We start from the raw sequence: 16,428 nt of genomic DNA on the forward strand, positions 1-16,428 counted from the left end.
AGTCGACTTAAAAACACCGGATTGCGTCCGTTTTGGCTGAGGTCAATGGTGTTTATGAGGTGAGTTGTCAGGGGCGGGATGTTAAATCAGCTCTTCCTTTCCAAAGTGGGTTAGCGATTAACGTAAATTTAAACTCGGTTAACACCGGCATTGAGCTGTTTAATCCAGAATAACACTGAACTTCATGGAGAGATTTAGTCGTAAATACTGACAACATCCTTTAAAGTCAACCAAACACCCCTAATAAACAACACCCACTTCATGAAATGGATACAGGCGATGGATTTAAATGATGGATATGCTGCCAGACATCCCACTCTTCATAGGGGTCTGTTTTCTCTTTCCCTGCATAGAGAAATCGCTGGGGATTACGTGTCATTCTTCCCTTTAAAACAGCATGAAACCTGAACTTATCGAAACTTCCTGTCACAGGATTATAAATTTCAATATGAGTGCTGCTGCGGGATACTTTTTTAATAAAGGGTTGCTGGCCCTCGCTAAAAATGATGCAATCGTCCATATATCCTCCCGTTGATTACCCTTATTAAGTTTAATCTCTGTTTAATTAATGGCGATAGGGAATCATCCTATAATTTCACTGTCATAATGTATACAATGGACATTATTGAGCCACATGCACCTTCGCATCACCGCCTCGAATTTATAATTAACGTTCATGGAAAAGTCATTTATTAATGCCTTTCGTAACACTTTGTGAAATGTTATTTACTCACAAAAATTAACTATCGGCATTGACCTCAATATAAATATCTCTCCCCAACAGCTAATTCTCCCTATCACACCTCACAGAAGGTATCCCTTAACTCCCCTCCTCAAACGCCGATTTAACCGCCACCACAATCTTTTCCGCCCTTGCAGCATCTTCCAACTGTGGATACTCCTTCCTCAGCTTCCCCGACACCTGCCATCCATTTTCCTTCAATGACCGAATAATGCGATTTGCATCCTGATCCGGCATCTCCAGCACTTCTTTCAGTCTCTCCTGCGCCTGCTGGAAAATCGTCAACACTCTGGCTTCATCGGCCATTTCCACGCGCACGGTGTGCTCAATCACTTTAGCGGTGTACAGCACGTGCGAGGTTAAATCCGGATAGCGCCAGGCGAAACGGGCATCATCATAATCAGAGAAAGAGAAGTTGCTCGGTGTACCATCGTCATACATCACGATCTCACCGAAATGGCAGGAGGTCGCGTAGCGGCGCATCAGGCGTTTTGAAAACACTTCAAGCGTGCGGTCATAGCCCACGCGGAAATCCAGTGAGCTGGTGATACTGGCCGAGACCGGCAGAATAACGCCCTCAGGGATGGCGCCGTCGCGTATCAATACGTCATTAATCAGGAAGCGATGAATACGACCATTCCCGTCGCGCATCGGATGAATATAGACAAAGCCGAAAGCAATCACGCCCGCTCTTGCCAGGGGCTCGGCGCCACGCGTGGCGAGCTCAAATTCTTGTAATCCACGCATAAACTGCGGCAGGTCTTCAAATTGTGGCGCCACGTAATGCACGATGTCCTCGCGCATCGTGGCCTGTCCGACAAACACCGGCGAGCGACGCAGCCCTAAACCGAGGGCATCATGGCCGAGAATCCCTTTTTGCAGAATATGCAGGCTTTCGTCACTGAGTGGATCGTCGATTTGGCCGCAATATTGCGCGATCACATGCGCGAAACGCTGAATACGATCGGCCTGTTCTGCCTCTTTCTCAATCAAAAAGCTGGCCCGAGATTCCTTGAAGGTCAGCCAACTGGCGGTTCGCAGCAGAACATCTGCACCAAAGGTATCATCCAGTTCATGCAGTGCTGCCGTGACATCAAAGGCAATGGCATGCTCAACCTCAGACGTGCGGCGAATCACAGGACAAAAGTCAGGTGAGCCGGGTAAGTTATCGTTGATACGCCAGCGTTTATTCTTGATTGCTGCAGTTCGCGTCAGATAGTCCTTCGCGGAGATCGCCGCAGCATAGCCGCCGTTGGCCACATCAGGCACGTTGGTGAGCCTATTACCCGTCAGCCACTCATAGAGAAAGCCGGTGCGACGTGCGTACTGGCCAAAGGGTTCTCGCAGGCACCAGCTTTCAATCGGTTCAGGGCCGATGGCAGCGAAGAGGCGGGCAAAAAACTCCAGATGGATCTCTTCATATTTGAGGCCGAAAGCAAAATGGCCTGAGAAGCTATCATCAGGCTGATAGCTGGTAGGATAGCGCTTCTCGATGCGTCCCTGGTTCTCATGCGTGGCGCGAACCGTGCTAATAGATGATTCCACCCGCAGTGGCTGAACCAGTTCAATGTGATAGCGCTTACAGAGCGCCTTAAATCCCACCAGCATCAGCTGAATCCTTTAATTTCTAAGTGAAAACGATAATTTACACGCACTATAGCGCGAAAATAATAATTTCGCGATGCAACCTCGATAACGCCTGACTAAAAATGCTAATAAAACCTCAATTTCCGATGAAAACGATAATCCTCGGTCAGGAAGAATAGCAGGGCTGGCTCTAAATAAACTTTTGCTATAGTCATCACTTCCAATGATAAGTTTGATTTTCGCGCACACTCAGCGCTTAAAAACCAGGGAAGAGAGTGATGTTTCATCTGATTTTCAGCATACCGAGTTGGTATGTGATCGCACGTTTCGTTTTTCCATTAGCCATGCCATTAGTGTTAAAGATCATCTTATCTCTGGTGGTGTTACTGGCTTCACAATACTTGTTGATCAGCCGATTTACGCCGGGTGGCATCTTTTCCCCTGAAATGCCACGCGCGGTGATTATCCTGTTTAACTGGGCATTCGGAACGGTTTTGCTCCTCGCCTTTACCCAGTTCCTGATTGACGTTGTGACAGTGATTTCACTGTTGATCCGACACCCGCTGGTGATTACGCCCGGCGTGCGCTATCTGGCTGCGCTTTTTGCCATGGTGTTGTCCACCGTGGGCGTGCACCTGGCCATTCGTGTACCGCCGGTGAAAGAGGTGACGATTTACATCGACAACCTGCCTAAGGAGTTTGAAGGATATCAATTGCTTCAGCTCACTGATTTGCACATCACCAAACTCTTCAACGCCGCATGGACCACCGCCATGGTGAAAAAGGCGATGACGCTGGATGCTGACCTGATTCTGGTGACGGGCGATGTCATTGATGGCACCCTGGAAAATCGCAGAAATGACGTAGCGCCACTGAGGGGTTTGCATGCGCCAGACGGTGTTTATGCCATCACCGGTAATCATGAATATTTCTTTGAGCAGCAGCGCTGGACCGAACACCTCGCGACGTTGGGGCTACAACCTTTGCTCAATAGCCACACGATCATTAAGCGCGGAGACGCAGAGCTAGTGATTGCCGGTCTGCCCGATGTCTCAGCTTCCCGCAGAGAGGCTACTGGCCCCGATCTCGAGCAGGCGCTGGCAGGTGTTCCCGCTAATGCCCCGGTGATATTGATGGATCATCAACCGCGTAATGCGCGTCAGAACGCCACGCATAAAGTCGATTTGCAGCTCTCCGGTCATACGCACGGCGGACTGATCGTCGGATTTGATCGGTTGTTTGTGAAACCCAACGCGGGCTTTGTTTAAGGGCTTTATGATGTGGATGGCATGCAACTCTATGTCAATAACGGCACCGCGCTCTGGCCGGGAATGGCGATACGATTGGGACGACCTTCAGAACTCACGCGAATGACGCTGCAGCGAAAAGAGTAATGGAGAAGGGATGAGCGGGCTGTTCGATACAGAACGAATAGCCAGCATCATGAAGAACATGAAGCGCCATAAGTCTGATGTACAGGACTTATGGCTCTACTGGACGAGTCATGTTATCGATATGGCCAATACTCTGCGCTGTCACCACAAGCATTTTCAAAATGCTTATTTGGTGCCGCAGAGGGGGGTAGGCTTATAGCGGGTATTCAGTACCGAAACATCAACCGTTCTTGCTGCTCTATCCAGGTCATATGCCGCCTGAATGCGAAGCCACATTGCTGGTGTACTACCAATGACCGCCGACAATTTAATGGCCATCTCAGGTGTAATTGCTGTCACTCCAGAAACCATTCGTGATGCTGTAGAAGGGGCAATCGCCAAAGCACGTGCCAGCTCACGCACTCCAATATCGAGGTCTTCCATGATATCGGAAATGATTTCACCCGCGTGGGGGGGATTATGCATAGTCATCAGTGATAATCCTCATAATTAAGAATGTAAGCGTCACCATCTTTAAATTCAAAAGTAATACGCCAATTCCCCGTCACCGTGATTGACCAGATACCTTGTCTGTCACCTTTGAGAGGATGCAACCTGTAACCGCTGAGGTTCATATCCTCAATGTTCTCCGCCAGATCAATCACTCGAAGTCGTGTACGTAAACGTTTCTCATGAGCAGCGTTGATTTTTCGTGTCGAGCCGGTAGTGAAAAACTCTTCAAGCCCCTTATGTAGCCAGGTTTTAATCATCCTTGTATCTCACTGTTGCTTGATGTGGAACATCATAGCACATGTTCCACAGCATGCAACACCCCGCATAAAGGTTGTCGCTTCTACTTGCCTATACGCGGCTGGCCAACCCAAAGCGGCTTTGCAGCACGGCATCAATTTCCCCTTCCGCTAACTGCTGTTTTTCAACGCCATGCGCTGTGACCGTTTTCAACATATCGCCCAGCAGGATCAGCCGTCCCTCAGGGCGATGCTGCACGATAAGCAGTTTCTGCACAAAGATCGCATCAGGATGCGTAGAATTGAGGTAATTCGCCGGGGCAAAATCGATCCACTCCTGAGGTGACAAATCAAAGCCGTATTGATTGCACCACTCCCCCTCCACCTTCGCCTGCAACAGATACTCGCCATGCGCATCACGAGTGAGTTTGAAGGTGTCAAAATCCTGCTTAATGTCGCTATCAAGCTCATCTAACGCAATCGGTGCACGAATGCCGTAGCTGCCAAAGCCGAGATCGCACAACCACTCACGTCCATCAACTTCAGCCACCAGCGCCATATGGGTTTTCGGACGGCGTACCGGATAGAACATCGGTCTTGCTGCCACAAAACGATAACCGATGCCCAACGCTTCCAGCGCCATGGCGAACAGCCCGTTGACTTCATAACAGTAGCCGCCTCGCCCCTGGTACAGAATTTTTTCGCAAATGTCTTCGGGCACCAGCGAGACGATTTTCCCTGCCTGCACATCGAGATTCTCAAAAGGCACAGAGAACAGTTGATGACGCATGATGGCATGCAGCGTGTCGGAATGAGCGGTCGCAGGGCCGTTGTAATTGATACGGCGGAAATAGCGGGAAAGATCGAAGTTATCGCAATGCATAGTGCCTCCTTGTCTGGTTCATGTTCGACACTATAGATGGCACCCGACATCGTCTGTATAGTCAGATTCATCAAAAATCAGACTGTACAGATCGACATGTCCGTCCTGCGATTATCGTCCCCGCATTACCGCCGCATTGCTGAAAGTCTGCGACACACCCTTGCCTCCGGTGCGCTGCGACCCGGCGATCGCATGATCTCCGCACGCAGACTGGCTGATCGTGAGCAGGTTAGCCTGCCAACGGCGCTGGAAGCGCTGCGTTGTCTGGAAGCAGAAGGCTTGATTGTTGCGCGTCCACGCTCGGGTTACTTCGTCCGCCAGAGAGACATCTCACAGGAGATGCTGCCTGCGCGTGCACTGTCGGGGCCCGTGCCCGTGACCTTAGCAGCTGTCGCGCGTTCATTGTTCAGCAGTGCGGAAACCCGTTTGATACCGCTCGGCGCAGCGCTGCCCGATCCCCACTGGCTGCCGACGGATACACTGCAGCGAGCGCTGCAATCGGCAAGCCGTCGTCTGGATGCCCATGGCCAAAGTTACAGCCTGCCACCGGGCAGGGCCGATCTGCGCAATAAGATCGCCGCACGCGCGGCACAGTGGGGAGCATGCTTTGGCGCCGATGACCTGGTGATCACCGCTGGCGCGACCCAGGCACTTCGTCTGGCACTGCGTGCCGTGTGCCAGCCTGGCGATGCCGTTGCCATTGAGCAGCCAGCCTACTTCGGCACGCTCCTGCTGCTGGAGGATTTGGGCTTGAAGGCATTGCAAATCCCTACCGATCCGAAAGAAGGCTTGTTGCTGGCACCGCTCGCTGACGCCATTAAGCAGCATCGGCCCGCTGCCGTGCTGGCTTCTCCTACCGTGCAAAACCCGCTTGGCGCCAGTATGTCAGTCGCGCGCAAGCAGGAACTGGTCGCATTGCTTGAGCAGGCGGGCATCCCGTTAATTGAGGATGATGTGTATGGCGATCTGGCCGGTGAGGGACAGCGTCCACCTGCCTGCAAGGCCTTTGATCAGAGCGGCAATGTGATTTATTGCAGTTCATTGTCCAAAACCCTCGCGCCCGGCTGGCGAATCGGCTGGATAGCCGCCGGGCGCTACCACACCCAGGTATTACAGGCGCGCATGGCAGGCGACTGGGCGGGCGCGCCATTACTCGAAGCCGCCACCAGCGACGTCCTGGCCAGCGGGGACTACGATCGGCATCTGCGGCGCTTGAAAGTCCGGATTGCGGATGGCGTGCGCACCGTCATCGCACAAGTTCAAGCGAGCTTCCCGAAGGGTACGCGCGTCACTGCGCCAGAAGCGGGCTTTTTACTGTGGGTTGAACTCCCACCTGCGGTTGATGCGCTGGAAGTGCATCGTCGCGCGCTGGCGCTGGGCATCGGGGTGAGCCCTGGACCATTATTTTCACCTGGAGCGGCGCTACAGAACTTCCTGCGATTAAACTGTGCGAACCAACCAACGGCACTGCTGCTCAATGCCGTGGACCAGATCGGTGTGATTTGTCACGAGCTGTGTTGTGTTTAACTATTCACCACGATATGACGTTGAGGTTTCAGTTAATCTGACATTCGCAAGTTAAAGAACAATATTGAAAGCGATGGCGGCAGTTTAGGTAATGCCATTCAGGATCTATCAATACGGTTTGTTATCGCATTGAGCGTGGTTATCGGCTGTACGACGACATTCCTCTTTCTGCTCTTTTTTTCGTCCAGTGAAACTGTATTTTCTGGAGGAATAGCGTTGTTATGCGGGATAACAGTAGCCACTTTTGTACAATCCCCCTTATTGTCATATAAATCCTGGCGATATGCTCGAAGTAATAGGGGTTAATCCTGGCATTGATCCGTGGTGAGTAAATCAAATACGACTTTGGCCTGTTCAGTACCACCCAACACCTCAGAATTATCTTAATCATTGCTCGCTCCACTTCCCTGCATTAAAAGTTTCATAATGCGCACTTACTATTCCCCCATCCAATATATAAATGCTTTTCAGAGAGACATTGTCGTTTAACGCGCTGAATTTCATCCCTGTTTCGCATTGATGCTACTGAGCAATAAAGGAATAGTATGGATCGTGTTGTCATTGCCCACACGCCATTAGGAAGTGAGTTGCTGTTTAAAAAACTCCTCGGAAATGAACAGTTATCTGACTGTTATCAGCTCAATGTCGATATGCTTAGCACCAGTAACGCCATCAGTTTGCAGGATTTGCTGGGACAACAGTTAACCCTGGAATTACGGCCTAATCCCTTCACGCAACGATTTCTTAGCGGGATTATTACGCGCATGGAATTTGTCGGCCATGAAGTGCATCGGGAAGATTATTATCTATACCGCGCCACCGTGCGCCCGCACCTGTGGAACTTGACGCAAACGCGCGGCTTTCGCATTTGGCAAAATAAAACCGCAGAAGAAATCTTAGTTGAAGTTTTTCAGGATTATAACGTCGTTATTGATAATCAATTAGAAGGCGAATTTCGCTCGTGGGAATATTGCGTTCAATATCAAGAAAGCATGTATGACTTCATAAAAAGATTAATGGAACACGAAGGAATTTACTTCTATTTCAGTCATGCGATGGGGCAAGAAACGCTGGTGCTGTGTAATAATCCGAAATCGCATAAGCCCTTTGATAATTATGACACCATTGAATTCCATCAAACCGGTGCCGGCGGCTACGTTAATACCGAAGCGATTAATAGCTGGCAAGCCTCCGCATCGGTATCCGCCAGTCTGCACAGTCATGATGATTATAACTATTTGCAATCCAATGCAGACTTATCAGCCACTAAACAGGTCAGCCATTCCGGCGCACCTGACACTAATAAATTCATCGAATGGCCAGGCCGTTATCCGATTCAGGGCGATGGCAGCCACTACGCGCAGATCCGCCAACAGGAACACAGCGCAGGGCAAAAACAGATTACCGGCGTCGGCGATGCTTTTGGTCTGGCACCGGGTTACACGTTCACACTCTGCATGGCGCCGCGTGCGGAAGATGAAGGCCAGTCGTTCCTGATCACCGCTGTTGACTATCACCTGGAAGAAAATAGTTATGCCAGTAACGATCAGGACCACACGATCCACCGTTTTAGTTTCAGCGTCGTGCAGGCAACCGTGACATGGCGACCCGCGCGCGTTACACCCTGGCCGCGCACCTCTGGCCCGCAAACCGCGATGGTGATCAAAGCCGACGACGCCACTAAGGGCGACGGGGAGCATATCTCCACCGACACTTACGGTCGTGTGCGGGTGAAATTTTTGTGGTTCAAAGCTGTGGATGAAACCCAGCTCCACTCCTGCTGGCTGCGCGTTTCCAGCGCATGGGCGGGAAGTCAGTACGGGGCCTATCAAATTCCGCGCGTGGGTGAAGAGGTTGTCGTGGACTTCATCAATGGCGACCCGCACACGCCGGTGATTGTTGGACGCGTCTATAACGATTTGCAAACTCAACCGGTATCCGAAAGCAGTATCACTGAAAGCAGCACCAGTGAAATCTCCGATGGCGATCAAGTGGTTGCTGAGAGCGCCAGTGAATGGAGTTACGCCAAAAGCGGCTTCTGGACCCGCACCATCGGCAGCCAGGACGTTAATGATGGGAATTTCCTGTCGTTTGACGACACCGAAGGCGAACAATCCGTTGATCTGCATTCCGCCAAAAAAATGAACATTTCGGCCAAAGGTGCCGTGAAAATCTTCTCAGAGCAAACCGGTGAGGATGCCATCAAGGTCTGGTCGCCTGGTCAGGTCTACATTCAGAGCGCGGACACCCTGAGTACCTCAGCCCCCACGCAAAAGCAGGCCGTCAGAGGGACGTTTTACACGGTCACGGGGGCGAACTTCACCACCAACGGCATCGTGTTGACCATTAATGGCGTCAATGGCGCGATCACCGCCACGGAGTTCAGTGCTAAAGGCTTCGTGATGGAATACGGCCAGATAAAACACACGCGCAACCATTCTGAGTTCAAGAAGAACAACACTGAAATTAAGAGCGTCAACTACCAGCTCATTTTCGCGTCGCTGATTTCGATCCTGAACGGTGGCGGGGGTGGCGTGGGCGGCCAGGCAGACGGCGCGCTGCAAAACCAATTGCAGAAGCTAAAAGATAAAATGTCGCTGGGTAAAAAGAGCAGAACACCCGCGCGTGAGGAAGGCACACCACTGGAAGAGATACCACCCATGCCAACACGCCCGGCTCCTGCACCGCCCAGCACGGCTTCAGCCCGTTCATCAACCGACAGTTTTTCCACCGCGCGTGAATCGGTCGCCAGCACATCAAGTTCAGGCTCAGGCAGTTCCGGCGGAGCGGCCTGAGCCTGATTATGAAAATCATCAAACCACAACGCATCAGCCTGATTACGCGCCCCTATCGCTGGCAGCAACAGCATCACCTGGGCGTCACGCTGATGACAATGATCGATATGGGATCGCTGCCGCGTCTGCTGACCGAGCAAGCCCTGTGGGAGCTGGCAGCAGCCGAGTTACAAGCACCCGATGGCATATTGGATCTCGGGTTGCCCAAGCAGCATCCTGAGTTTCTCGCGAGTGGTTATGCGTTTGCACCCGCCAGTTCGCCTGCGCAATGCCAGGTGCGCATTCAGGTTGGTGACATCGCCAAAACGCTGCGGGTTTCCGGTGCTCGCGACTGGCAGGACGATGTGCCGAGCCAGCCGCAACCGTTTCAGCGCATCCCGCTCAACTGGCAGCACGCTTTTGGCGGTGCCGGTGAGACGGAGAATCCCTTCGGTATGCCGCTGCCGCAGGTGGAAACCCGCGAGCACCTCATCACACACCGCAGCCAACATCCGCATCCCGCCAGTTTCAACGCGGTGCCGTTTACCGCGCCTCGACGCTTCGCACGGCTGGGCAAGGAATTTGATGAACGCTGGATGAAAGGGGAGTATCCCGGGTTTGCCCGTGACACCGACTGGCGCGTCTTCAATCAAGCGGAAGCGGATCAATGGTGGCCGGACCGAGAGGCTTTACCGCCCGGCGCCGCCTGGCAAATCGAAAACATGCATCCGCAGCAACCGCTGCTACGGGGTGTGTTGCCGCTTTGGCAAGGTCGTTGTTTTATCACTCGCCTGACCGCTAACGAGGAAATTTTCGAGGAGATCGCTTTGCGGGCAACCACGCTGCATTTCTTCCCGCACTGTGAACGTATCATGATGATGTGGCAAGGGAGCGCCCGGATTCAGGAGGACGATGCGGCCGACGTCGATACCTTGCTGGCGGCGCTGGAACACTGCACTCAGCCACGTAGCCTGGCCTATTATCAGCAATTAGTGCAGCAGCGTAACGACCCTGAGCGGTCGGTATTACTCGCCCTGCGCGACAGCGAACTCTTGCCTGCCGGCAGCGTGATGGAAGATGACCAGAACGCGCAGCCGCTGAGTCCCATGGAAGAGAATCTGAATCGCTGGCAACGCATCCAGCGAGCGCAACAACGCGAGGAATTTGCTGCCAGCGGAATCGATATTGACGACATGGTGCCGGAACAGCAACGTCCTGCACCGGTGCCCATGGAAGATCTCCATGCTTATCTGGCCATGCAGGAGAGCAAGGCACAGCAGGTGATCAATCAATATGCCGATGCACAGCAGCAGCAGGATACCGATGCGGCTTTCGCGCCATCGCCCCCTGCTATTGAGCATTACCGCACCCAGCGAGCCAACTATGCGCAGGATGCTGACGCTCTGCACGCCAGCGACAAACAGCGCGCGTTTAACCAGCAGGCGATGTTTGACAGCTACCGCTTTACCGCACACCATTTGACGCCACCGCAGCGTATGACGCAGGCACAATCCACCCCGGCACGCCAGAGGGTGCAGGCTCGCCAGGGGGATTGCCGCAACATGGATTTGACCGGCACGGACCTTTCGCATCTCGATTTGCGCGGCACGGATTTCACTGGCGCGCTGCTGGAAAACGTCAACTTTTCACATTGCCAACTCGATGGCTGCATTTTCAGTGACGCGATCCTGACGCGTGCACAACTCTACGCCTGCTCAGCCACCGAATGCGCATTTGACAATACTGCTCTGGCGCTGGCGCACTGTTATCAATGCGATTTCACCGGATCGGTCTTCACACAAATTGAATGCAGCGAGTGGGTGCTGGAACACTGCATCATGTATCACACGCGGATTAGCGATGTGATGTTTAACCATGTCACTCTCGCGCACTGCCGCTTTCAACACGCGACGCTCGAATCCTGCCAGTTCACGGGGCTGGCCTTACAGGCACTGGACTTCACCGCGGCGACGCTAAACCAGCTCTACTTTGTTGAAAGCGACCTGTTCGCAATCTGCTTCCGCGAAGCCACGTTGACGGCCGTTGGCTGGGTGGAATGCCAGGCACCTGAGATCGACTTCCACAGCGCTTCGCTACAGACCTGTTTGTTTGTCTCTGGCACCTCGCTGCCACGCGCGGACTTCCGTTGCGCCACGCTGACACAGTGCAATTTGCGTGAGACAGCCCTGCCGCATGCGCAGTTTATTCAGGCAACACTCGTGACCAGCGACCTCAGTGAAGCAGATTGCACCCTGGCGGATATGCGTCAAATGCAGGCCAGCGAATGTCAGTTTGTGCGCACCTGCTTTAATCAGGCGCAGCTTAAAGACAGCAATTTCAGCGGGGCGTTTCTCGCCAAAGCGCAATTGCTGGGATGTGATTTGCGCGGTTGCAATCTGTTCCGTGCAGACCTTTCCCTGACCCTGCTGGATGGTGAAACCCGCTTTGATGATGCCTGGACCAATGAAATGAAAACTGTGCCGCAGCGCGTACAGGAGCATCCGTTATGAAGACGCCAGACGAGGTGCAACGCGCCATCAAACGCGGTGAGATTATTGAAGGGCTGACGTTGGAACAACATGATTTCAGTGGCCGGGATCTGTCTGGGGGCTGCTTTGTCGGTGTGAATCTGATCGGCGCGCGCTTCATTGATTGCAATTTGCATGAAACGCAATTCAGTGAGTGCGATTTACGCGGCTGCGATTTCAGCGGGCTGGCGATGCAGCAGACATTCTTTAATCAATGCACCATGACCGGCGCGCTGTTTAACCAGTGTGAACTGGCCGAATGCCTGTTCAATGATTGCCAACTGGATGAGAGCCAGTTCATTGCTAGCGTGCAGGTGCAGACGCAATTTATCAGCGGATCGCTTAATGACAGCAATTTCCACCAGGCAGGCATGGAGCAATGCGCCTTCACAGACGTCACACTGCGCAACGCACAGTTCAGCGCAACGCTGTGCGAGCAAATCACCTTTATGAACAGCGATCTGCGCAGTACGCAGTTCACGCAGGCGAAAATGACGTTGAGTACCTTTTACACCTGTAATTTGCATCTGCAAAATTTCGCCGAACTCGCTTTCCATCAGTGCCAGTTTACCGACAGCCAGCTCGCTGGCGTGAACTTCGATCGGGCAACGCTGACACAATGCAATTTCATCAATGCTGATCTTCATCAGGCCACGTTCACACACTGCAACGCCAGCCAGTCATTGTTCAACGCAGCAATGCTGACCGGCAGTGATTGTCGCTACAGTAACTTATCCCACGCCAATTTTACGGCCGCGACCCTGACCGGCTGCGATTTCAGCCACAGCAATTTGCGGTATGCCATTTTGCAACGTGCGAATGCCGTTCAGGCGCAATTTACAGAGTGCGCCCTTGAGTACGCCGATTGTTCTTACGCGCAACTGGATGAGGCGCAATTCAGTGATAGTGCGTTTAACCACACGCTGCTGCATCGTGCCAGTCTTGAACGGAGCCACTTCACTTCACGACACGGCATTATCGAAAAAGATGAGGCTTTATTTGAGGTTGAAGAGTGGAGTGCCAAACGCGCACCACCAACACAGGCGCGCAATCAATAGCCAGATCAAACCAGCACGTCGATAACTGAGAGATTTTACAATGAATGAAGCCAAACCTTTTTCTCTGCCGTTACATCCACCAGCGCAAGCTCAGGGTGAGATTGTGGCGATCCAACCTGAGGGGACATTTTGGGTGGCGATCGCCGGTCGACGTTGGCTGACGCAACGTGCAGCCAGCTGTTTACTGTCACCCGAAGTCGGCGATGTCGTACTGCTGTTTACGGTAGAACAACAGCTATGGATGCTTGCCGTGCTCACGCGCGCCCGTCCGACACAAGCGGCACACCTCCATTGCGACAGTGATTTGCATCTGTCTTCCGCCGGCACGCTACAACTTAAAAGCGCACAATTCAGACTTAACGCCGGGCAAGGTACCTGCGAAATCGACGAGCTTAAATACCATGGCAAGTCCGTTTCTGCATGGGTCAACATCGGGCGCATCTTTGGCAAACAGTGTGAAAGCATCTGGGAAAGCGTCAGCCAGTTCAGCCAGCGCCTGCTGCGCAAAACCGCTCAGTGCGAACAGGTGCGCGCCGGCCAGCTGGACGTAAAAACGGACGACTTCACCCGTTTGCATGCCAAAAACACGTTCATCAGCAGCAAAACGCTGACCCGAATGGACGCCAAACAAATTCATATGGGCTGACTGAGGAGTCGTTATGTTTGCTAATTGCCAGCGTGGCGGCATCGACCAGGCGGTCGGTGATGTGTGTAAAACGCCGCCTCCGGTTACGTTTGTCAATATTGGCAGCGGCGCGATGTCGGTCCCGACAGCACCCACCGTATTGTTTGCAGGAATGCCAGCCCACAACTTAACCACCATAACGCCGAAAACGCAGGGTGATGAAGCGGGCGTGTTAGGTGGCGTAATATCCAACGTGATTATGGGACCATCGCGCCATCTCACCGGCTGCACCACCGTGCTACTGCAAGGCGCACCCGCCACACGGATGACCAGTACGACCATGCAAAACCTGAATAACGCGCCAGGCGTGCGTATTGTACCCAGTCAGACCATTGTTTCGCTGCTGGCCCGCTAGCGCTGGCCGGTAAACGTTGGGCTCAGCTCGGTTTGCACCCTGCAAAGAATCTGCATAAACGTACACTCAATGGGTATTTGATGCCGCTTTTTTATTTAATCCAGGGGATAGCGTGCAGCCAGAAGAAATCGACATCCTCATGAAGGATAAAACAGATTTTAATAAGCGACTGAAGTTAATCGCAGTCTTGAAAGAGCAGAAAAGCGATCACAGCCTCGAGGCGCTGCAATATCTGTTGAATCATGATGTGGTTTATAAAGTGAGGCTGGCAGCCTGGCGGGCGTTGAATGAGAGAGGTGTTCAGTGCACCGAACCGGTTGCGCGCCCACGCTATGCTGTTGTTCTCGAGAAGACGATCGACAAGTTAAAACGTTTTGGCGTGTGGTTAATGGATATCTCCGAAGGTTTTAGATGAGGTGACCTTACTCACCTGCGCTGATTTTCCCTCTCTGATAACGAGATTTTTTAGTCATTTTGTATCGCAGTGTATCTGTCTGCTGAACGCATACACCCCGTTGCACAACCCACCATTCTGAACATTTCCCACATACATTGCCGTGTTCTTCTGTACGCATTCAACCGCTGCGTGGAGATAACCCAATGTTAACCCGACTACTGATTTCATCTTTCCTGATGGGCGCTTCAGCGACCTGTGCCTGGGCCGACAGGCGGGCGCTTCAGCGACCTGTGCCTGGGCCGACAGGCTCAACGGTCTGAGCGCCGGAGAGGTACTGGGCGCTGCCGCCGTTGCCCCACTCGATAATCCTCAACCACCGGCAAAATTGATTGTTGACGCGCCGTTAGCGGGTCCGCTGCGCAAGGGTGCGGTGTTCATTCAATATCGCGCTGAAAACCTGCGCATTGAGCCAGTTTTCGGCCCCGAGGCGCTGAAGGTGACACCTCGCATCGGCCATATCCACGTGATCGTTGATAACAACCCGTGGCATTGGGCGGATACCAGCGGTGAACCGATTATTTTGGTTGGACTGCCCGCAGGGCCGCACAAGGTGACGATTATCCTCGCCGATCCAACGCATAAGCCTATCGATAGCAAAATCATTAACTTCATCGTGCCTGCGCAAGCTGCACATCATTGATTATTTGAGGAAAACATCATGAAAAACATCTTCCGTCAATCTCTGCTGGCTGCGCTGGTGTTAACCGCCACAACCACTGCTTTTGCCGCTACTTCAACCGAAGCGGATTACGCTGCCGCCTTTAACACCATTCATCAAGTGAAAGCGGGCGTGCTGAATGTCGGTTACGTCGATATCGGCCCGCGCGATGGGCAGGCCATTATTCTGCTGCATGGCTGGCCGTATGACATCCAAAGCTATGCCAAGGTCGCACCGCAGTTGGCGGCTAAGGGCTATCGTGTCATCGTGCCTTATCTGCGCGGATATGGCAGTACGCGTTTCCTCTCCGATAAAACCCCGCGTAACGGCCAGCCTTCCGCATTGGCCGCCGATACCGTGGCGCTGATGGATGCGCTGGGCATCAAACAGGCGGTCTTCGGTGGCTTTGACTGGGGTGCGCGCACGGCGGATATTGTCGCCGCGTTGTGGCCGGAGCGCGTCAAATCGCTGGTGTCGGTGAGTGGCTATCTGATCAGCAGTCAGGATGTGGGTAAAAAAGCCTTACCGCCGCAGGCTGAGCTGCAATGGTGGTATCAATTCTACTTTGCCACAGCGCGTGGCGAGCAGGGCTATGCGAAAAACACCCATGATTTTGCCAAACTGATTTGGCAGCAAGCCTCGCCGGGCTGGAAATTTAGTGATGCCACGTTCAACGTGAGCGCTAAAGCACTGGATAATCCGGATCAGGTGGCAGTGACCATCAGCAACTATCGCTGGCGTCTTGGCCTGGAAAAAGGCGAGCAAAAGTATGATGCTTATGAGAAAAAGTTAGCCACACTGCCGGTGATTAGCGTCCCAACGATTACCATTGAAGGAGATAACAACGGTGCGCCACATCCGGCACCGCAAGCGTATCGCGCCAAATTCAGCGGCAAATATGAGCATCGTACTTTTACCGGCAATATTGGACATAACCCGCCAGCGGAAGATCCGCAGGAATTTGTTAAAGCAGTGGTCGATGCCGCTGCGCTGTAAGAACGATTTTTTAAGGACCGGCTCAATGATGCCGGTCTTTTTTGCGTAGGTTGAAA

General features: G+C 52.8%; 14 protein-coding genes and 1 pseudogene. 10 read left to right on the forward strand and 5 right to left on the reverse strand.

Annotated elements, in window-relative coordinates; all coding sequences use genetic code 11:
* Positions 1 to 259: 259 nt before the first annotated feature.
* Positions 260 to 520 carry a hypothetical protein gene (locus ACCW76_RS16575; RefSeq protein ID WP_436339272.1) on the reverse strand — a complete coding sequence of 87 codons (261 nt, stop codon included), beginning with the start codon at positions 518 to 520 and terminating at the stop codon, positions 260 to 262.
* 300 nt (positions 521 to 820) lie between these two features.
* Positions 821 to 2,350, reverse strand: coding sequence for a Fic family protein (locus tag ACCW76_RS16580; protein WP_436339274.1), 1,530 nt, complete (start codon positions 2,348 to 2,350; stop codon positions 821 to 823).
* Between the two features lie 257 nt (positions 2,351 to 2,607).
* Here ACCW76_RS16580 and ACCW76_RS16585 point away from each other — a divergent pair.
* Positions 2,608 to 3,723, forward strand: a pseudogene (locus ACCW76_RS16585) (metallophosphoesterase).
* A 165-nt stretch (positions 3,724 to 3,888) separates the two neighbouring features.
* Here the strand turns inward: ACCW76_RS16585 and ACCW76_RS16590 are convergent.
* The 3 genes from ACCW76_RS16590 to ACCW76_RS16600 form a co-directional block, all read right to left on the reverse strand.
* Positions 3,889 to 4,194 (reverse strand): HigA family addiction module antitoxin, encoded by a 306-nt coding sequence (locus ACCW76_RS16590; protein WP_045832083.1) that lies wholly within the window; start codon positions 4,192 to 4,194, stop codon positions 3,889 to 3,891.
* Positions 4,194 to 4,472, reverse strand: a complete 279-nt coding sequence (locus tag ACCW76_RS16595; RefSeq protein ID WP_045832082.1) for a type II toxin-antitoxin system RelE/ParE family toxin — start codon at positions 4,470 to 4,472, stop codon at positions 4,194 to 4,196. Before ACCW76_RS16595 ends, ACCW76_RS16590 begins: the two co-directional genes overlap by 1 nt.
* 91 nt (positions 4,473 to 4,563) lie before the next feature.
* Positions 4,564 to 5,334, reverse strand: a complete 771-nt coding sequence (locus ACCW76_RS16600) for an arylamine N-acetyltransferase family protein (protein WP_436339275.1) — start codon at positions 5,332 to 5,334, stop codon at positions 4,564 to 4,566.
* Between the two features lie 36 nt (positions 5,335 to 5,370).
* On the opposite strand from ACCW76_RS16600, the gene ACCW76_RS16605 reads away from it, so the two are divergent.
* The 9 genes from ACCW76_RS16605 to ACCW76_RS16645 all read left to right on the forward strand — a co-directional run bounded on the left by ACCW76_RS16605 (position 5,371) and on the right by ACCW76_RS16645 (position 16,372).
* Positions 5,371 to 6,861, forward strand: a complete 1,491-nt coding sequence (locus tag ACCW76_RS16605; protein WP_436339276.1) for a PLP-dependent aminotransferase family protein — start codon at positions 5,371 to 5,373, stop codon at positions 6,859 to 6,861.
* Between the two features lie 545 nt (positions 6,862 to 7,406).
* Positions 7,407 to 9,656: a type VI secretion system Vgr family protein gene (locus ACCW76_RS16610; protein ID WP_436339278.1), complete on the forward strand. Its 2,250-nt coding sequence runs from the start codon at positions 7,407 to 7,409 to the stop codon at positions 9,654 to 9,656.
* 8 nt (positions 9,657 to 9,664) lie between these two features.
* Positions 9,665 to 12,145, forward strand: a complete 2,481-nt coding sequence (locus ACCW76_RS16615; RefSeq protein WP_436339279.1) for a DUF2169 family type VI secretion system accessory protein — start codon at positions 9,665 to 9,667, stop codon at positions 12,143 to 12,145.
* The gene (locus ACCW76_RS16620) at positions 12,142 to 13,221 is read left to right on the forward strand and encodes a pentapeptide repeat-containing protein (protein WP_436339280.1); all 1,080 of its coding nucleotides are present in this window, start codon (positions 12,142 to 12,144) and stop codon (positions 13,219 to 13,221) included. Before ACCW76_RS16615 ends, ACCW76_RS16620 begins: the two co-directional genes overlap by 4 nt.
* 40 nt (positions 13,222 to 13,261) lie before the next feature.
* A complete protein-coding gene (locus ACCW76_RS16625) occupies positions 13,262 to 13,867 on the forward strand; it encodes a DUF3540 domain-containing protein (RefSeq protein WP_436339281.1) in 606 nt (201 codons plus the stop codon).
* Between the two features lie 13 nt (positions 13,868 to 13,880).
* Positions 13,881 to 14,261, forward strand: coding sequence for a DUF4150 domain-containing protein (locus tag ACCW76_RS16630; protein WP_436339282.1), 381 nt, complete (start codon positions 13,881 to 13,883; stop codon positions 14,259 to 14,261).
* A gap of 112 nt (positions 14,262 to 14,373) precedes the next feature.
* A complete protein-coding gene (locus ACCW76_RS16635) occupies positions 14,374 to 14,676 on the forward strand; it encodes a hypothetical protein (RefSeq protein ID WP_436339284.1) in 303 nt (100 codons plus the stop codon).
* Between the two features lie 235 nt (positions 14,677 to 14,911).
* Positions 14,912 to 15,358, forward strand: coding sequence for a DUF6130 family protein (locus ACCW76_RS16640; protein WP_436339321.1), 447 nt, complete (start codon positions 14,912 to 14,914; stop codon positions 15,356 to 15,358).
* Positions 15,359 to 15,376: 18 nt separating this feature from the next.
* Positions 15,377 to 16,372: an alpha/beta fold hydrolase gene (locus ACCW76_RS16645; RefSeq protein WP_436339286.1), complete on the forward strand. Its 996-nt coding sequence runs from the start codon at positions 15,377 to 15,379 to the stop codon at positions 16,370 to 16,372.
* Positions 16,373 to 16,428: the final 56 nt, after the last annotated feature.

Source organism: Pantoea sp. C8B4 (assembly GCF_051336905.1).
GTDB lineage: Bacteria > Pseudomonadota > Gammaproteobacteria > Enterobacterales > Enterobacteriaceae > Pantoea > Pantoea rwandensis_B.

Excerpts from the sequence above, each read along its gene's own strand:
- ACCW76_RS16575 (WP_436339272.1), bottom strand. The coding sequence starts at position 520 with ATGGACGATTGCATCATTTTTAGCGAGGGCCAGCAACCCTTTATTAAA.
- ACCW76_RS16580 (WP_436339274.1), bottom strand. The coding sequence starts at position 2,350 with ATGCTGGTGGGATTTAAGGCGCTCTGTAAGCGCTATCACATTGAACTG.
- ACCW76_RS16590 (WP_045832083.1), bottom strand. The coding sequence starts at position 4,194 with ATGACTATGCATAATCCCCCCCACGCGGGTGAAATCATTTCCGATATC.
- ACCW76_RS16595 (WP_045832082.1), bottom strand. The coding sequence starts at position 4,472 with ATGATTAAAACCTGGCTACATAAGGGGCTTGAAGAGTTTTTCACTACC.
- ACCW76_RS16600 (WP_436339275.1), bottom strand. The coding sequence starts at position 5,334 with ATGCATTGCGATAACTTCGATCTTTCCCGCTATTTCCGCCGTATCAAT.
- ACCW76_RS16605 (WP_436339276.1), top strand. The coding sequence starts at position 5,371 with ATGGCACCCGACATCGTCTGTATAGTCAGATTCATCAAAAATCAGACT.
- ACCW76_RS16610 (WP_436339278.1), top strand. The coding sequence starts at position 7,407 with ATGGATCGTGTTGTCATTGCCCACACGCCATTAGGAAGTGAGTTGCTG.
- ACCW76_RS16615 (WP_436339279.1), top strand. The coding sequence starts at position 9,665 with ATGAAAATCATCAAACCACAACGCATCAGCCTGATTACGCGCCCCTAT.
- ACCW76_RS16620 (WP_436339280.1), top strand. The coding sequence starts at position 12,142 with ATGAAGACGCCAGACGAGGTGCAACGCGCCATCAAACGCGGTGAGATT.
- ACCW76_RS16625 (WP_436339281.1), top strand. The coding sequence starts at position 13,262 with ATGAATGAAGCCAAACCTTTTTCTCTGCCGTTACATCCACCAGCGCAA.
- ACCW76_RS16630 (WP_436339282.1), top strand. The coding sequence starts at position 13,881 with ATGTTTGCTAATTGCCAGCGTGGCGGCATCGACCAGGCGGTCGGTGAT.
- ACCW76_RS16645 (WP_436339286.1), top strand. The coding sequence starts at position 15,377 with ATGAAAAACATCTTCCGTCAATCTCTGCTGGCTGCGCTGGTGTTAACC.